Genomic DNA, 17,087 nt, shown 5'->3' with positions numbered 1-17,087 from the left:
CGAAGTGCGGCAGTGGAGCACAGTGTCGCTGCAACCCTTTGCAGTCCCAAGGGAGCGACAACCGATGCACACCCGCTACGCGATCGTCGGCACCGGATCGCGCGCTGAGATGTTCACGCGCGCACTCACCGGACCACATCGCGACACCTGCGCGCTCGTCGCGCTCGCCGACCCAGAGCCGCACCGCCTCGCCGTGCACAACGCACGGCTGCCGGCGCCGGTCCCCACCTACCCCGCCACCGAGTTCCGCCGCATGCTGCACGAGGAGAAGGTCGACGTCGCGATCGTCACCACCGTGGACCGTGTCCACGACGAGTACATCGTCGCCGCCCTCGAGGCCGGCTGCGACGTGCTCACCGAGAAGCCGATGACCGTCGACGCCCAGCGCTGCGCGCGGATCCTCGACGCGGTGCGCCGCACCGGCCGCCGCGTGCGGGTCACCTTCAACTACCGGTACAACCCGCTGCATGAAACTTTCAAGGCCATCGTGGCGAGCGGGGAGATCGGCGAGATCGGCTCCGTGCACTTCGAGTGGCTGCTCGACGTGCGGCACGGCGCCGACTACTTCCGGCGCTGGCACCGCGACAAGGCCAACTCCGGCGGCCTGCTGGTGCACAAGTCCGGGCACCACTTCGACCTGGTCAACTGGTGGCTGGACGACGAGCCCGCCGAGGTCTTCGCGCAGGGCCGGCTGTTCTTCTACGGCTCGCACGGCGCCGGCGCCGGCGCGCCCCGGGAGCGGTTCGCGCTCGGCGAAGACCCGCACCGCGACGCGCTGTACACCGGCACCACCGACGGATACCGGCGCGACCAGGACGTCTTCGCTCCCGGCATCACCATCGAGGACGACCTCGCGGTCCTCGTCCGCTACGCCCGCGGTGCCACGATGACCTATCACCTGACTGCCTACGCCCCCTGGGAGGGCTACCGGGTGATGTTCAACGGCAGCAAGGGCCGCCTCGAGCTGGAGGTGGTCGAGACCGACCACGTCGCGCCCGGGGCCACCGGACTCGTCAAGGGCGACGAGCCGGGCCGGGCCACGCTGCGGGTCCATCCACATTGGAGCGAGCCGCGCGAGATCCCCATCCCCTACGAGCGGGAGGGCCACGGCGGCGGCGACGCCCGCATGCTGGCCGACCTGCTCGGAGAAGGCCCGCCGAGCGGCGTCGCCGCCGCGGAGGCCGAGGACGGTGCCCGCGCGCTGCGCATCGGCCTGGCCGCCAACGAATCCATCGCCCTCGGGCTGCCCGTCAGGATCCGACACGATGCATGAAGACCATCTGCTGCCCGCCGAGCCCGCGGTACGGGCCATCGCGCGGGAGCTGTACCAGCACGCCAAGGACCTCCCGCTGATCAGCCCGCACGGCCACGTCGACCCGGCGATCCTCGCCGACGACCGGCCGTTCCCCGACCCGGCCAGGCTCATCGTCGTGCCCGACCACTACGTCACCCGGATGCTCGCCAGCCAGGGCATCGCCCCGCACGAGCTCGGCGTGCCGACCGTCGACGGCAGCCCCACCCAGACCGACGGGCGCACCATCTGGCGGCTCCTGGCCGCCAACTGGCACCTGTTCCGCGGCACCCCGTCGCGGCTGTGGACCGAACGGGTCCTCGCCGACGTCTTCGACGTCACCGTGCCGCTGCGCGTCGACACCGCCGACCTCGTCTACGACCTGCTGTCCGAGCGCCTCGCCGACCCGGCGTTCCGCCCGCGGGCGCTGTTCGAACGGTTTAACCTCGAGGTCCTCGCCACCACCGAGTCGCCGCTGTCGGACCTGACCGCGCACGCCAAGCTCGAGGCCGACGGCTGGGGCGGGCCGGGTGGGCGGGTCATCACCACGTTCCGCCCCGACGACGTCGTCGACTTTGAGTGGCCCGGCTGGGCCGGGCGGATCGAGCAGCTCGGCGTGACCTCGTTCCCGCAGTTCCTGGAGCGCATGCGGGAGCGCCGGCAGGCGTTCATCGCCGCCGGCGCCACGTCCAGCGACCACGGCCACCCGACCGCGGCGACCCTCGCCCTGTCGCCCGCCCACGCCGCCGCGTTGTTCAACAAAGCGCTCACCGGCAAGGCCGACAGCCGCGACGCGGAGCGGTTCCGGGCGCACATGCTGGTCGAGTTCGCCCGGATGTCCGTCGACGACGGCCTGGTCATGCAGCTGCACCCGGGCGCGTTCCGCAACCACAACACCGCCCTGTTCGCCCGGCACGGCCGCGACGTCGGCGGCGACATCCCCTCGCCGACGGAGTACGTGCGCTCGCTCAAGCCGCTGCTGGACGCGTTCGGCACCGACCCGCGGTTCCGCGTCGTGCTGTACACCCTCGACGAGACCGTCTTCACCCGTGAGCTCGCGCCCCTGGCCGGCGGGTATCCGGCGGTGTTCCTCGGCGCGCCCTGGTGGTTCCTGGACAGCCCCGAAGGGCTGCGCCGCTTCCGGGAGACGGTCACCGAGACCGCCGGGTTCTCCAACACGGCCGGCTTCGTCGACGACACCCGCGCGTTCTGCTCCATCCCCGTCCGCCACGACGTCGCCCGCCGCGTCGACGCCGGGTTCCTCGCACGGCTCGTCGCCGAGCACCGCCTGCCCCTGGACGAGGCCGCCGAGACCATCGCGGACCTCGCCTACCACCTGCCCAAACGCGTCTACGCGCGCACCGTCGGGGCGCGCACCCCTGAAGGAGCACGATGATCACCGGGTTGACCGTCCACGACGTCCGGTTCCCCACCGCCGCCGCGGGTGACGGGTCCGACGCGATCAACCGCGGCGACTACTCCGCCACCTACGTCGAACTGACCGGCGACGACGGTGTCACCGGCACCGGCCTCACGTTCACCAACGGCCGCGGCAACGAGATCACCTGCGCCGCCGTGCAGGCCCTGGCCCACCACGTCATCGGGCACACCGTCGAGGAACTGTGCACCGCCGAGGGGTCCCGTACCCTCACCGCCGACGTACAGCTGCGCTGGCTCGGGCCAGAGAAGGGCGTCATCGCCCTCGCCGCCGGCGCGATCCTCAACGCCGTCTGGGACCTGCGGGCCCGCCGGGCCGGCAAACCCATGTGGCAGCTGCTCGCCGAGCTGCCGACCGCGGACCTGCTTGCCGCCGTGGACTTCCAGCACATCACCGACGCCCTCACCCGCGACGAGGCCGCCGCCATCCTCGACAAGGGGCTGCCGGAGTATGAGGAACGCCTCGCCCATGCACGCACCGCCGGGCTGCCCTCGTACACCACCTCCGTCGGCTGGCTCGGCTACTCCGACGACAAGGTCCGGGCGCTGACCCGGCAGGCCGTCGCCGACGGGTGGACCGCGGTCAAGATGAAGGTCGGCGGCGCCATCGACGACGACGTGCGCCGCGCCCGGATCATCCGCGCCGAGATCGGCCCCGACGCGCTGCTCATGCTCGACGCCAACCAGGTGTGGGACGTCGACGAGGCGATCGCCAACCTCGGCCGGCTCGCCGAGGTCGACCCGTACTGGATGGAGGAGCCCACCCACGCCGACGACGTGCTCGGCCACGCCCGCATCCAGCAGGCCCTCGACACGATCACCGGCGGCCGGTGCCGGGTCGCCACCGGTGAGGTCGCCGCGAACCGGGTCATCTTCAAGCAGCTGCTGCAGGCCGACGCGATCCGCGTCATGCAGATCGACGCGTGCCGGGTCGCCGGCGTCGGCGAGGTCCTCGCCGAACTGCTCATGGCCGCGAAGTTCGGCGTGCCGGTCTGCCCGCACGCCGGCGGCGTCGGCCTGTGCGAATACGTGCAGCACCTCGCGTTCTTCGACTACCTGCGCATCACCGGCAGCATGGAGGGTCGGATGGTGGAGTACGTCGACCACCTGCACGAGCACTTCACCGACCCGGTCACCGTCACCGACGGCCGCTACCGGCTGCCGACCCGGCCCGGGTACAGCGTCGAGCTGCACCCGGCGTCGATCGCGGAGTTCTCCTTCCCGGACGGTCCCGCATGGCGCGGCTGAACCGGTCCGTCCTGCCCGGCCTGGCGCCGCACGCGCAGCCGCTCGTGCGCCCCGGCGAGGCCGGGGCCGGCATCCTGCACTTCGGTATCAGCGCGTTCCACCGGGCGCACCAGGCGGTGTACACCGAGGAGGCGATCGCCGAGGGCGGCGGCGACTGGGCGATCGTCGAGGTCGCGCCCAGCTCCCACGACGTGCTCGGCGCACTGCGGGCGCAGGAGATGCTCTACAGCGTGCTCACCGTCGACGGCACCGAGGCCACCGCGCGGGTCGTGGGCGCGTTCGACAGCGGCCTGCACGCCCGCGACGAGCCCGGCGCCGTGCTGCGCCGCATCGCCGACCCGGCGATCCGGGTCGTCACGTTCACCGTCACCGAGAAGGCGTACGCGCCCGGCTCCGCCGTGCTCGACCTGCTCGTGCGGGGGCTGCGGCTGCGCGAGACGCCGCTGGCCCTGGTCAGCTGCGACAACCTCAACAACAACGGCGAGCGGCTGCGTGACCTCGTCGGCACCGCGCTGCAGGACCCCGACGTCATGGCGCTGCTGAGCTTCCCCGGCACCATGGTCGACCGGATCGTGCCCGCCACCACCCCGCAGAGCCTCGCCACCGTGGAGACCCTCCTCGGCGCCCGGGACGAGGCGGCGGTCGTCGGCGAGCCGTTCCGGCAATGGGTCGTGCAGGACGACTTCCCGGGCGGGCGGCCCGCGTGGGAGCGCGCCGGCGTCGTGCTCACCACGGACACCGCCCCCTACGAGCTGCGCAAGCTCCGCGCGCTCAACGGCGTGCACTCCGCGCTGGCCTACCTCGGCGCGCTCGCCGGTGAGCCGACCATCGACCGGGCCCTCGCCCTGCCCGGCGCCCGAGGCGCGATGGAGCGGTTCGTGGCGTGCGACATCGCCCCGACCATCACGGCGCTGCCGGTCATCCCGTACGGCGAGCAGGTCCTGGAACGCTTCGCCAACGCCGCCCTCGGCTACCGCACGCTGCAGGTAGCCGGCGACGGCAGCCAGAAGCTCCCGCAGCGGATCCTCGGCACCGTCGCCGACCGCCGGGCCGCCGGCGCGGTGCCGGAGTTCGCCGCGCTCGTCCTCGCCGCCTGGATCCGCTTCGTCGGCGGGCGCGCCGACGACGGCACCGAACTGCCGCTGGACGACCCCCTGGCCGCGCAGCTGCGCACCGCCACGCCGCAGCGACGGCTGGAGCTGCTGTCACCGGGGCTCGCCGACGACGCGCCGCTGCGCGCGGAGATCGACCGGTGGCTGCGGGACCTCGAGCGGCACGGCGCCGCGGCGACCCTGGCGGCATTGTGAGCGACCAGCGGAGCGGCTCGGGTCGCTCACCATCGGTGCAGGGTGGCTCACGCCGGCGCCGCAGCGCAGCGGAGGTGACGGCGTGAGCGCGACCCCCACGATCGCGCTCATCGGGGCGTCGGGGCACGGACGCCGGCACCGGCAGAACATCGCCGAGCTCGGCGACCGGGTCCGCCTCGTCGCCCTCGGCGAGGTCCAGCCGATGATCGGCGAGGCGCTGCCCGTGTACACCGATCACCGGCTGCTGCTCGCAGAGCACAAACCGGACTTCGTGATCATCTGTACGCCGCCGCACACGCACCTGCCGATCGCCCTGGACGCCGTGCACGCCGGCGCGGACCTGCTGCTGGAGAAGCCGCCGGTGCTCGACCTCGACGCGCACGAGCAGCTGTCCGCCGCGCTCGCCGCGACCGGGCGGCGCTGCCAGGTCGGCTTCCAGGCACTCGGCTCGCCGACCCTGCCCGCCCTCGCCGCGCTGGACCTCGGCCCGCTGACCCACATCGCGGTCGCCGGGGCGTGGTGGCGGCCCGCGACGTACTGGACCCGATCGCCGTGGTCGGGGCGGCGGGCCGTCGACGGGGCCCTGGTCAACCCGTTCGCGCACGCCCTCATGCAGGCCCTCGCCATCGGCGGCGTCACCCCGCCGTGGACCCTGGAGCTGGAACGCTTCCGCACCAGGGACATCGAGGTCGAGGACACCGCCGCGCTGCGCCTCACCCCGTCGCACGGTCCCGTCATCACGGTCGCGGTCACGCTCGCCTCGACCGAGTTCATCGCCGGCGACATCACGGTGACCGGCACCCGCAGCACCGCGGAGGTGGTGTACCCGCAGGACCGCCTCAACGGCGTGGAGCTGCCGGGCCGGATCAGCCTGCTGGAGAACCTGCTCTCCGGCGACCCGCTCATCGCACCGCTGGCGCGGACCGCGCCGTTCACCGCCCTCGCCGCCGAGATCATGGCCGCGCCCGACCCCGTGCCGCTGACCGGCGTCGCCCATGAGGACGGCGTCGCCATCCCCGGCATCGCCGACCTCGTGCGGACCGCCGCGCGGGAACACGCACTGCTCAGTGAAGTGGGAGACCTGCCATGCGCAAGCTGACCGTCGCCGACCTGCCAGACGGCGGCACCCCCGCCACGCTCGCCGCGCTCGGCGCCGGCTGGGGACCCGTCATCCGCGGCGGCATCAGCCGCTACGACGACGCCGGGCACCGCACCCACGACGAGTCCAACCCGCACACCCACGACGTGCCCGAGATCTTCACGATCGTGCAGGGCAGCGGGTACGTCGAGATCGACGGCGCGCAGGCGGACACCTTCCGCGCCGGCGACCTGCTCATCATCCCGCCCGGCGAGGACCACCACCTCGTCAGCGACGGCGACGTCCCCCTCGTCTTCACCTGGATGCACCTCGGATCCCTTGACCGTTCATAGGCATCGGTCTACGTTGGCGTGAGGAATGCGCTTTCCTAAGCACACTCCCCCGCGCGCAACCGGCTGACCCGCCCAGTCCGCCCGAGCCGTACACCCCATGCACGCGACGCCCCCACATCTCCGTCATGGAGGCACATCGCATGGCACTCCCCCGCCTCGCGCGGCGATACCGATGGCCGATCCTGGCCGCCGGTGTCGCCGCCTTCACCGCGGTCGCCGCGGTCACCACCCAGGTCGCGTTCGCGGCGACGCTGTTCAGCGACAACTTCTCCGACGGCAACACCAACGACTGGTCCAAGTCCGGCGGCACCTGGTCCGTCGTCGACGGCGCGATGCAGCAGAGCAACGCCGGCAGCGAGAACGCCCGCGTCTTCGCCGGCAGCTCGTCGTGGACCAACTACACCGTCACCGCCCGGGTCAGGCCGGACTCGCTGGGCTCCAACGGGCTCGTGGGCCTGCTGGCCCGGGCCAAGAGCTCGACGACCTTCTACCGGCTGGCGCTGCTGCCCGGCAACTCGGTGCAGCTGCAGGCCGTCAACAGCGGCGCCGTGACCGTCCTGGGCTCCGCCAGCAGGACCGTCAGCACCGGCACCTGGTACACCCTCGGCCTCACGGTGTCCGGCAGCAGCATCACCGGCACGGTCGACGGTGCGACCGTCGGCTCCGGCACCAGCTCGGTCGCCGGCACCGGCCGCATCGGCGTGCAGACCCTGTTCGCGTCGGCGTCCTTCGACGACGTGACCGTGTCCGACGCCGCCGGGCCCAGCCCGACGACGCCCGGGCCCACCACGCCCGGCCCGACCACGCCGGGGCCGACCGGGTCGAGCACGCCGCCGCCCAGCGGCTGGCCGACGAAGACCGGCGACGCCCCCGTCAACAACGGCACCATCCAGGTGTCCGGCACCCTCGACGGCGGCATGAAGCGCTACTGCTGCATCGGCGACGGCGGTCAGGGCGAGAGCCAGGACCCGGTCTTCGAGCTGGCCAACGGCGCCACCATCAAGAACGTCATCCTCGGCGCGCCCGCCGGCGACGGCATCCACTGCCTCGGCACCTGCACGATCCAGAACGTGTGGTGGGAGGACGTGGGCGAGGACGCCGCGACGTTCCTCGGCACCGGCGGCGGCACCAGCTACGTCATCGGCGGCGGCGCCCGCGCGGCGAGCGACAAGGTGTTCCAGCACAACGGCAACGGCACGGTGAACATCTCCGGCTTCTACGTCGAGAACGCCGGCAAGCTGTACCGCGCCTGCGGCAACTGCACGAACTCCTACCAGCGGCACGTGGTGATCGACAACATCCGCGTCAAGTCGACCAAGGTGGTCGCCGGCATCAACACCAACTGGGGCGACACCGCCCGCTTCACCCGCGTCACCGTCATCGGCGACAGCTCGCACAGCACGGTCATCTGCGACAAGTACAAGGGCGTGCCGAAGGGCAGCGAGCCGAGCCACATCGGCAGCGGCCCCGACAGCACCAACTGCTTCTACAACCCGGACACGGACATCATCTGGGCCTGAGCCCATCTGCGGAGGGCCCGGCGAACCCCGCCGGGCCCTTCCTGTTTCGCCGACGCGCCGGCCGCCTTCGCGTTACGGTTCGCGTCCGTGATCGTCATCCCCGTCATAGAAAATCGTGCCGTGTCTGGGGTAATCCCAAGCCAGGTCCGAACTCACATGATCCAGCGCCGTCGGGCGCATCATTCGGTGCTACAACACCGTCGTTGGCCCAAGAACGAAACCATCGATTGCTGGACTGGGGAGTACCACGCTCAGGTCGGCGATCTTCCGCCCCGACCCGTGATCGAAGGACGGCCCTGGCCGTGCGGACAGCCACCCGCGTCCTTCGATCACACCCGGGCTCGGAGTGCGTGCCGGTGACGGGCGTGCGCGCCCCCGGGGGTTCGGGCCCTAGCCGAGCACGCGACCTGCCTGCCTCACGCACGTGCACACCTGGACTCGATCTTGTCGTCGTGATCGAAGTCGCCCCGCGGCCGTCCGCACGACCGGTACCCGACTTCGATCAGCCGCAAGATCCACCCCGAGGACCGCGGCACAAACCCAAGGAGCGGCACCACACCCCGGACGGAAATCTCCCACCCCGGCGCATGATCGAAGGACCGCCGTGGTCGCGCGGACAGCCACCGGGATCCTTCGATCAAGACCGGGATGGGCCTGGACCTTGGTGCGCGCCTCAGGCGCGCCGCGATATGGGTGATTTGTTCGTTCTTTGAACCAGCGACGGCGTTGTAGCACCGAATGATGCGCCCGACGGCGCTGCATCATGTGAGCGCTGCCCGGGCGCGCCGCCGAAGGCTGCGCGGAACCACAAACGGCCGCAGCCGTGATGGATTTTCTACTACGGGCATGACGATCACGCACGCGAACCCGGACCGAAAGTTCACAAAGCGCATCGGCGAGACAGGGCCCGGCAAAGCAGCCAGGCCCCGGCCTCGCGTTCAGACCGTGACGCGCTGCGGCGTCTCGACGGTCGCGGGTGACAGAGCGGCGGGCTTGCGACCCAGCCACAGGACCCGGGCCACGATGCCCGGCGCGAACAGGCTCGGCGGGGCCTTCATCAGGTTCGCCACCTCCAGGAAGCGTCGACCGACCGCCGCACTGCGGGTCGAGGCGACCTGAATCTTCGCCACATAACCGTTGAGGAACCGGGTCTTGCCGGTGCGCTCGCCCTGGATCTCCGGGTTGGCGAGGTCGGCGCCGACCGCGATGTCCCACGGCACGTCGACGACCTGCGCCGCCTTCGCGTAGAAGCGGCGCGGCAGCCCGGCCCGGCCGGCCCGCAGCGCGTCGCGCAGCTCGATGGCCTCCGCGGCCGCGACCGTCATGCCCTGGCCGTAGGCGGGGTTGAAGGCGCAGATCGCGTCGCCGATCGAGACCAGGCCGTCCGGCAGGCGGTCCATCCGCTCGTACCGGCGGCGGACGCTCGCCGGCAGCCGCATCCGCATCGGCGGGCCGAGCGGCTCCGCGGTGCGCAGCAGGTCGTGCAGCCGGCGGTCGGGCAGCTTCGCGGTGAAGTCCGCGTAGGTGTCCGGGTCGCTCGGCGGCGCCTGGCCCGCCCCGACGCCGAGCAGCGTCACCATCCAGCGGTCGCCCTCGGCGGCGATGGCGACCGCACCGAACGGGCGGCCCGCGTTCGGCGAGGTGATGATCGCGGCGAAGTCCTCCTGGCCCGGCACCCGGCGGTAGTCGCGGGACACGTAGACGGTGAGCGGGTCGACGCGTTCCTCGACGGGCCGCTCGAAGCCGAGCGCGGCGAGCCACGTCGGACCCCGGTTGCCGCGGCCGGTCGCGTCCACGACGAGGTCCGCGGTGACCTCGTGCGCGGCCGTACCGCCGGCCGGCAGGACCGTGGCGCCGGTGACCCGGGTGCCGTCGAACAGCAGGCCGGTCGCCTCGTGCCCGTCGAGCACGACGACGTTCGGCAGGGCGAGGACCCGGCTGCGGACGCCGGCCTCGATGGCCGGGCGGCTCACGCACAGGCCGGCCAGGCCGGACGCGACCCTCGGCATCGCCTTGTCGCCCTGGACCCAGACGCAGTCGCGCATGATGTCCACGGGGATCCCTCCCTGGGCCGTCAGCTCGGCGACCAGGCCGGGGAAGAGCTCCTCGAGCACCTGCCGGCCCCGGGCGAGCAGGCCGTGGGAGTGTTCGCCCTGCGGCACCCCCTTGCGGTTGGCGGCGCCGGCGGGCAGGGTGTCGCGGTCGAAGATGGTGACGTTCGCAAAGGTCTCGCTCAGGACACGCGCGGCGAGGAGCCCGGCCATACTGGCACCGAGCACGACGGCATGACCGGATTTATCCTTGGATGGCAAGGGAATCCTCCGTTATGGGTGGCTGGCTGTGCGAAAACCGTAGCCAAGCCGAATCCATTCACGGAAGCCTCCGTCACCGTCCGCAACGGGACAGTAATGTCCCTGACGCAGACGTATCTGGACGGCGGGGGGCGTGGCGGGAACGGTTCCCGCCACGCCGCTCGATCAGGAAACGCGCAGCCACACGGACGTGTCGGCCGGCAGCAGGCCGCCGTCGAGGGGGCCGCTGGCGAGCAGCACCGCACCGGCGGGCAGGTCGACCGGGCCTCCAGACAGGTTGACGACACAGGCGAAGCCGTCGCCGCGGGTGAACGCCAGGACGTCGGCGGGCGCGTCGAGCCATGCCATCGGGCCGTCGCCGAGGCCGGGTTCGGCGCGGCGCAGCGCCAGGGCCCGCCGGTACAGGCTGAGCATCGACGACGGGTCGTCCGTCTGGGCCTGCACCGTCCACTGTGCCCAGTCGGCCGGCTGCGGGAGCCAGCCGGGGGCGCCGGAGCCGTAGGGTGGCGCCGTGCCGGACCAGGGCAGCGGCACGCGGCAGCCGTCGCGGCCGGGGTCGGCGCCGCCGGTGCGGGCGAAGATCGGGTCCTGTCGCGCCGCCGCGGGCAGGTCCTCGACCTCGGGCAGGCCGAGCTCTTCGCCCTGGTACACGTAGACGGAGCCGGGCAGTGCCATGGTGAGCAGCGCTGCGGCGCGGGCCCGGCGGGTGCCGAGCGCCAGGTCGGTGGGGGCGAGGTGCCGGGTCTGCCGCAGGTGGTGCTCGAAGCCGGTCTCCGTGCGGCCGTAGCGGGTGACGTGCCGGGTCACGTCGTGGTTGGACAGCACCCACGTGGCGGGCGCGCCGACGGCGGCGTGCGCGTCGAGGGTCTCGTCGACGCAGCGGCGCAGCGCCTTGGCGTCCCACGGGCAGCCGAGGAAGTCGAAGTTGAACGCCGCGTGCAGCTCGTCGGGGCGCAGGTAGAGCGCGAAGCGCTGCGGGTCGGCGAGCCAGACCTCGCCGATGAGGGCGCGGCCGCCCGGGTAGCCGTCGGCGACGCGGCGCCAGCCGCGGTACACGTCGTGGATCTCGTCGCGGTCGTTCCACGGGTGCGGGTCCGGCGGCGACGCGGGGTCGAAGTCGGGCAGCGCGGGGTCCTTGACGACCATCGCCGCCGAGTCGATCCGGATGCCGTCGACGCCCCGGTCGAACCAGAACCGCAGGACGTCCTCGAACTCCTCCCGCACGAGGGGGTTGTCCCAGTTGAAGTCGGGCTGGCCGGCGTCGAACAGGTGCAGGTACCACTGCCCGTCGGCGACCCGGGTCCAGGCGGGCCCGCCGAAGATGGAACCCCAGTCGTTGGGCGGGAGTTCCCCGGCGGCGCCCCGGCCGTCGCGGAACCAGAACCGGTCCCGGTAGGACGCGTCGGTCAGTGCCCGCTGGAACCAGGCGTGCGCGGTCGACGTGTGGTTCGGCACGATGTCGATGATGATCCGGATGTCGAGGGCGTGCGCCTCGGCGATCAGCGCCGCGGCCTCGTCCAGGGTGCCGAACGACGGGTCGATGTCGCGGTAGTCGGCGACGTCGTAGCCGGCGTCGGCCATCGGCGACGGGAACCACGGGCTGAACCAGATCGCGTCGACCCCCAGGTCCCGCAGATACCCGAGGCGGGCCCGGACCCCGGCCAGGTCGCCCACGCCGTCGCCGTTGTCGTCGGCGAAGCTGCGCGGATAGATCTGGTAGATGGCCGCGTCGCGCCACCATCGGGCGTCTGCTGTGGACACTGGAGGTCCCCGCTTTCTCTTTGACAGGAAGGGTTCTAGAAACCGCTGTTGCCGGGGCCACGCACGAGCGTGTAGCCGGTGTTGTTCAGCAGGCCGCCGGATGCGGCGCCGCTGACGGTGACGTAATTGAAGGTGGACGAGCCGGCCGCGGACATCTCGATGCCGTAGGTGCCGGCGCCCGCGATCCGTACGTGGTCGAACGTGACGCCGGAGATGGTGCGCTGCCACGTCATCAGCAGGCCCTGGTAGGTGCTGTCCAGGATGTCGACGTCCTTGACCAGGACCGGGGTGGTGATGTCGCGGGCCTCGGCGTAGAACCACAGGCCGCCCATCGAGGAGCCCCAGTTGCGTTCGTAGCCGCCGGTCCGCGTCAGCGTGTTGCGCTGCACGCTGGTGGTGCCGGCGAACGGCTGCGCGCCGTGCCAGGTGCTGATCGCGATGCCCGAGGACGCGTACACCGTGTCGGAGAACAGGTTGTCCTCGATCCGGTTGCTGTTGCCGCCGTAGATGGCCGCCGTGTTGGCCAGCATCGGCAGGGTCGCGGTGTTGAACGTGAACGCGGTGTTCGTCACCGGCGCCGAGTTCGACCACATGGCGAGGGCGTCGTCGCCGGTGTTGCGCAGCACGCTCTGGTCGACGCGGGTGTTGCGCAGGTCGCCGTTGAGGTTGACGCCGTCGGCGAAGGTGTCGCGGATGCGGACCCCGGCGACGTACAGGCCATCGGTGCCGCTGGACGCCCACAGCCCGACCTTGGTGTGCTCGACCCACAGGTTGTGCAGCAGGGAACCGGTGCCGAAGTTGCCTTCCAGGGCCGCGTCGAAGTTCGTGTCGTCGCGGTACCGGACGTCCCCGGCGATGGTGAAGTCGGCGAGCTGGACCTTCGAACCGGTGGCGAAGAACCCGCCCTTGCCGTTGGCGCCGCGGATCGTGGTGTGCCACATGCCGGCGCCGCGGACGGTGACGTTGTCGACGGTGATGCGGGACGTGATGTCCCAGGTGCCGGCCGGCAGCCACAGCGTGCGCCCCTGCGACTTGGCGGCCGCGACCGCCGAGTTGAAGGCGCCGGTGTCGTCGCCGCCGCCGGAGACCGCGCCATAGTCGGTGATGGGCAGCGCGTTCGCGGGTGCGGTCAGCGCCGGCGCGACGACCTCGGTGTCGACGAGGTCGACGGTGATCGGGGTGCCGCCGTCGTTCTGCAGCTTCAGCACGGTGCCCGCCGGGTAGCTGGGCAGCGTGGTGCGGAACTCGTCGAAGAACCGGTGCGCCTCCCCACCGGCGGGGTTGTTGTTGTACGGGTAGGCGCCGTACACCCAGCTGTAGGTGGAGCTGACCGGCAGGTCCTTCACCTTGGCGCCGCCGGCGTAGACGGCGAGGTTGGCGCTGGTGCCGGTGCCGGCCGCGTTGTCGGGCACGGACGCCCGCACGACCAGGGAGTTGGTGGGCCTCGACAGGGTGAACTGCACGTACTTGCCGGCGTTGTCCAGGCGGACCGCCCGGCGCCCGGACGCCTCCGCGGCGACGGTGAGGTAGGCGCGGTCCGGGCCGATCGTGACGCCGTTGGTGCTGCCGCTCTCCGCCTCGTACTCGGTGTAGGGGACGGTCGCGCCGCGGGCGGCGAGGGCCGTGGATCCGGCGACGGCGACGTTGTCGAGGGAGACGCCGCCGGTGTCGCCGCTGTCGTACTGGTAGCCGATGAGGTTGAGCCCGGCCCGAAGCGGCAGGGTCTGCGCCGCGGTGAGCCAGCCGCTGCCCGCGGCCAGTGACAGTTGCCCGGCCTTCACCCCGTTGGCGTAGGTCGACAGGGTCTTCGCGCTGCCGGTGGTGTTGGTGTACCGCAGGGTCGTGGCCGCGTTGCCGGCGGCGGTGACGTTGACGGTGCGGATCGCCCGCGCGCCCACGGCGGTGAAGCCGGTCGCGTAGCCGGTGCCGGTGTACCCGCCGATCGCGGTCGCGGCGGTCGTGCCGCCGGACAGGAACGCGGTCTCCAGCTCCGCACCGCCGGAAGGCGGCGTGGACGGTGACGTCGACGGGGTCGGCGACGTGGACACCGCGGCGACGACGAGGCTGTCGAGGTTGACGTTGCCGGAGTCGGCGGTGTCGAAGCGGTACGCGACGCTGTTGGCCCCGTTGTTGAGCGTCACGGTGTCGGCGCGGGTGCCCCAGCTGTCCCAGTTGGCGGTGGCGGGCAGCGACACCTGGGTGAGCCTGGAACCGTTGACGTACAACGACAGCGTCATCGCCGACCCTGTGCCGTTGGCGTAGCGCAGGGTCAGCGACGACGAGCCCGCACCGGAGCGGCTGACGCTGAACGTCGTCGCCGCGTTGCCCCGGTTGCCATCGGTGTAGCCGCCGACGAACCCGGACCCGGTGAATCCACTGTGGTCGGTCGCGACGACCGCGCCGCCGGACAGCGCCGCCGACTCCGCCTCGTAGGTGCCGGCCGGCGGTGCCGGGACGTCGGCGACGACGAGGTTGTCGAGGTTGACGTTGCCGGAGTCGGCGGCGTCGAAGCGGTACGCGACGCTGTTGGTCCCGTTGTTGAGCGTGACGGTGTCGACGCGAGTGGCCCAGCTGTCCCAGTTGGCGGTCGCGTTCAGACTGACCTGCGTGACGCGGGAACCGTTGACGTACAAGGACAGGGTCTTCGCCGAACCCGTGCCGTTGGCGTAGCGCAGCGTCAGCGTGCGTTGCGCCGTACCGGAGACGCTGACGCTGAACGTGGTGGCGGCGTTGCCCTTGTTGCCGTCGACATAGCCGCCGACGAAACCGGACCCGGTGTATCCACTGTGGTCGGTGGCCATGGCGGCGCCACCGCTCAGGGCGGCCGACTCGGCCTGGTAGGTGGTGGTGGCGGCCTCGGCGCGCAATGTCGCGGCCAAGGTGATGGAGGCCGCCGCGATCAGGGTGGCGGCCCCGATCGCGAGCAGGCGGGATCGTCGGAGCATCGGTGCGATCTCCTTCATGGGGTGTTGGTTGGTATCAGCCTTTGAGCGCGCCCGCGGACAGGCCGCTCAAGATGCTGCGTTGGAAGACGGCGAACACGACCACCATCGGGATGCTGGCGATGGCCAGACCGGCGAACATCTCGTTCGGGGTCACGTAGCCGTTGAACGCCAGGCGGCTCAGTGCGACGCTGATCGTCTGGCTGCCGGGGTCGGGCAGCACGAGCAGCGGCCACAGGAAGTCCTTCCAGGCGCCGATGATCGCGAAGATCGAGACCACGGCGAGGACCGGGCGGGACAGTGGCAGCACCACGTGCCAGAGCATGCGCAGCCGCCCGGCGCCGTCGATGCCGGCGGAGTCGAGCAGCTCGTCGGGGATCTGGTCGAAGAAGCGTTTCAGGACGTAGATGTTGAAGGCGTTGGCGGCGCCCGGCAGCCACAGCGCCCACGGGGTGTTGAGCAGGTTCAGGTGCAGCAGCGGCACGTCGGCGACGGTGAGGTAGCTGGGCACGAGCAGCGCCGCGGCGGGCAGCATCAGGCTGGCGAGCATGCCGCCGAGGATCAGCTTGCCGAAGCGGGGCCGCAGCTTCGACAGGGCGTAGGCCGCGGCGACGTCGACGGTCAGCTGGAACAGCCAGCCGCCGATCGCGTAGAACGCGGTGTTGAGCAGGTAGCGGCCGATGTCGAGCTTCCGCCACGCGTCCAGGTAGGTGCCCGGGTGCCAGCTGTGCGGCACCAGCGTCGGGACCGGCTGGGCGAGCTCGACCGGGGTCTTCACCGCGCCGGTGATCATCCAGTACAGCGGGAACACGAACAGCAGCACGAACAGCACCGCGAGGGCGGTCAGGACGACCCGGTACAGCACCGGGCGGCGGCGCAGCTCGCTGTCGGAGATGAGGGAACGCATCAGGACTTCCGGGTGAGTCGCAGGTACACGGCGGAGAACGCGCCCAGCACGACGAACAGCAGCACGCTCATCGCGGCGGCCATCCCGAAGTCGTTGTTGACGGTGAACGCGTAGCGGTAGATGAGCACCATCACGGTGATCGAGTCCGGGTTGGTGGTGCCGGTCAGCTGGTAGGGCTCGATGAAGACCTGCATCGTGGCGACGATCTGCAGCAGGAGCAGGACCAGCATCAGGAACCGCATCTGCGGCAGCGTCACGTGCCGGATCCGTTTCCAGACGCCGGCGCCGTCGAGCTCCGCGGCCTCGTACAGCTCGCCGGGGATGCTGGCCAGGCCGGCGAGGTACATGATGGTGGCGCCGCCCATGTTGGCCCAGGTGCTCACCAGGACCAGCGACACCATCACCATCCGCGGTGACTGGGTCCAGCCGGACTCCGGCAGGTGCAACGCGGACAGCACGGCGTTGAACAGTCCGTTGCCGGGGTCGTAGAAGTACTGCCACAGGATCACGGTGACGATCGGGGGCAGCATCACCGGCAGGTAGACGGCGAAGCGGAAGAACCCCTTCAGGTGGCGCAGCTCGTGCAGGACGATCGCGACCCCGAACGGCACCAGGTAGCCGAAGACCAGCGCCAGGGCGGTGAACTCCAGGGTGTTCTTCCACGCGGTCCAGAACAGCGGGTCATCCAGGACGGCCTGGAAGTTGGCCAGGCCGACCCACTCCGGCTCGGTGACGAAGTTGTCCTGCTGGAACGCGAGGATGACGCCCTTGATGAGCGGCCACCAGCTGAACAGGCCGAAGCAGAGCAGGCCCGCCGCCAGGAACACGTAGGCGTTGACGTTGTCGGCGATCCGGCGTCTCGTCCTTCCGTTCCGCGCGGCCTCCTGGTGCGCAGGCCGCGCGGGACGGGTGGGGGTGATCGTCGCCATCG

General features: G+C 71.5%; 12 protein-coding genes. 7 read left to right on the top strand and 5 right to left on the bottom strand.

The features are described from left to right. Window positions 1–64: 64 nt before the first annotated feature. The 7 genes from OHA72_RS24460 to OHA72_RS24430 all read left to right on the top strand — a co-directional run bounded on the left by OHA72_RS24460 (window position 65) and on the right by OHA72_RS24430 (window position 8,234). The gene (locus tag OHA72_RS24460) at window positions 65–1,273 is read left to right on the top strand and encodes a Gfo/Idh/MocA family protein (RefSeq protein WP_327010115.1); all 1,209 of its coding nucleotides are present in this window, start codon (window positions 65–67) and stop codon (window positions 1,271–1,273) included. Then, the gene (gene uxaC, locus OHA72_RS24455) at window positions 1,266–2,687 is read left to right on the top strand and encodes a glucuronate isomerase (protein WP_327010114.1); all 1,422 of its coding nucleotides are present in this window, start codon (window positions 1,266–1,268) and stop codon (window positions 2,685–2,687) included. Before OHA72_RS24460 ends, uxaC begins: the two co-directional genes overlap by 8 nt. Continuing rightward, entirely contained in the window at window positions 2,684–3,976 is a 1,293-nt protein-coding gene (locus OHA72_RS24450; protein WP_327010113.1) for an enolase C-terminal domain-like protein, read from the top strand. Before uxaC ends, OHA72_RS24450 begins: the two co-directional genes overlap by 4 nt. Further along, window positions 3,964–5,283, top strand: a complete 1,320-nt coding sequence (locus OHA72_RS24445; RefSeq protein ID WP_327010112.1) for a mannitol dehydrogenase family protein — start codon at window positions 3,964–3,966, stop codon at window positions 5,281–5,283. Before OHA72_RS24450 ends, OHA72_RS24445 begins: the two co-directional genes overlap by 13 nt. 82 nt (window positions 5,284–5,365) lie before the next feature. Beyond that, a complete protein-coding gene (locus OHA72_RS24440; RefSeq protein ID WP_327010111.1) occupies window positions 5,366–6,382 on the top strand; it encodes a Gfo/Idh/MocA family protein in 1,017 nt (338 codons plus the stop codon). Beyond that, entirely contained in the window at window positions 6,370–6,714 is a 345-nt protein-coding gene (locus OHA72_RS24435) for a cupin domain-containing protein (RefSeq protein ID WP_327010110.1), read from the top strand. The genes OHA72_RS24440 and OHA72_RS24435 overlap by 13 nt, the downstream gene beginning before the upstream one ends. 140 nt (window positions 6,715–6,854) lie before the next feature. Further along, window positions 6,855–8,234, top strand: a complete 1,380-nt coding sequence (locus OHA72_RS24430; RefSeq protein WP_327010109.1) for a pectate lyase — start codon at window positions 6,855–6,857, stop codon at window positions 8,232–8,234. Window positions 8,235–9,172: 938 nt separating this feature from the next. On the opposite strand, the gene OHA72_RS24425 is transcribed toward OHA72_RS24430, so the two are convergent. The 5 genes from OHA72_RS24425 to OHA72_RS24405 all read right to left on the bottom strand — a co-directional run bounded on the left by OHA72_RS24425 (window position 9,173) and on the right by OHA72_RS24405 (window position 17,085). Then, a complete protein-coding gene (locus tag OHA72_RS24425; RefSeq protein WP_327010108.1) occupies window positions 9,173–10,513 on the bottom strand; it encodes an FAD-dependent oxidoreductase in 1,341 nt (446 codons plus the stop codon). Window positions 10,514–10,711: 198 nt separating this feature from the next. Then, a complete protein-coding gene (locus tag OHA72_RS24420; protein ID WP_327010107.1) occupies window positions 10,712–12,307 on the bottom strand; it encodes a glycoside hydrolase family 13 protein in 1,596 nt (531 codons plus the stop codon). 35 nt (window positions 12,308–12,342) lie between these two features. Further along, window positions 12,343–15,252 carry a CBM35 domain-containing protein gene (locus tag OHA72_RS24415; RefSeq protein ID WP_327010106.1) on the bottom strand — a complete coding sequence of 970 codons (2,910 nt, stop codon included), beginning with the start codon at window positions 15,250–15,252 and terminating at the stop codon, window positions 12,343–12,345. Window positions 15,253–15,286: 34 nt separating this feature from the next. Next, window positions 15,287–16,156: a carbohydrate ABC transporter permease gene (locus OHA72_RS24410; protein ID WP_327010105.1), complete on the bottom strand. Its 870-nt coding sequence runs from the start codon at window positions 16,154–16,156 to the stop codon at window positions 15,287–15,289. After that, the gene (locus tag OHA72_RS24405) at window positions 16,156–17,085 is read right to left on the bottom strand and encodes a carbohydrate ABC transporter permease (RefSeq protein ID WP_327010104.1); all 930 of its coding nucleotides are present in this window, start codon (window positions 17,083–17,085) and stop codon (window positions 16,156–16,158) included. The genes OHA72_RS24410 and OHA72_RS24405 overlap by 1 nt, the downstream gene beginning before the upstream one ends. Between the last annotated feature and the right edge of the window lie 2 nt (window positions 17,086–17,087).

It is taken from the genome of Dactylosporangium sp. NBC_01737 (assembly GCF_035963215.1).
GTDB lineage: Bacteria > Actinomycetota > Actinomycetes > Mycobacteriales > Micromonosporaceae > Dactylosporangium.
Note: the sequence above shows the minus strand (reverse complement) of the source record. Positions and strands in the feature narration are given on the sequence as shown.

What these genes read in the sequence shown, in the direction of transcription:
- OHA72_RS24435 (WP_327010110.1), top strand. Translation starts at nt 6,370, where the DNA reads ATGCGCAAGCTGACCGTCGCCGACCTGCCAGACGGCGGCACCCCCGCC.
- OHA72_RS24410 (WP_327010105.1), bottom strand. Translation starts at nt 16,156, where the DNA reads ATGCGTTCCCTCATCTCCGACAGCGAGCTGCGCCGCCGCCCGGTGCTG.
- uxaC (WP_327010114.1), top strand. Translation starts at nt 1,266, where the DNA reads ATGCATGAAGACCATCTGCTGCCCGCCGAGCCCGCGGTACGGGCCATC.
- OHA72_RS24415 (WP_327010106.1), bottom strand. Translation starts at nt 15,252, where the DNA reads ATGCTCCGACGATCCCGCCTGCTCGCGATCGGGGCCGCCACCCTGATC.
- OHA72_RS24405 (WP_327010104.1), bottom strand. Translation starts at nt 17,085, where the DNA reads ATGGCGACGATCACCCCCACCCGTCCCGCGCGGCCTGCGCACCAGGAG.
- OHA72_RS24430 (WP_327010109.1), top strand. Translation starts at nt 6,855, where the DNA reads ATGGCACTCCCCCGCCTCGCGCGGCGATACCGATGGCCGATCCTGGCC.
- OHA72_RS24460 (WP_327010115.1), top strand. Translation starts at nt 65, where the DNA reads ATGCACACCCGCTACGCGATCGTCGGCACCGGATCGCGCGCTGAGATG.
- OHA72_RS24445 (WP_327010112.1), top strand. Translation starts at nt 3,964, where the DNA reads ATGGCGCGGCTGAACCGGTCCGTCCTGCCCGGCCTGGCGCCGCACGCG.
- OHA72_RS24450 (WP_327010113.1), top strand. Translation starts at nt 2,684, where the DNA reads ATGATCACCGGGTTGACCGTCCACGACGTCCGGTTCCCCACCGCCGCC.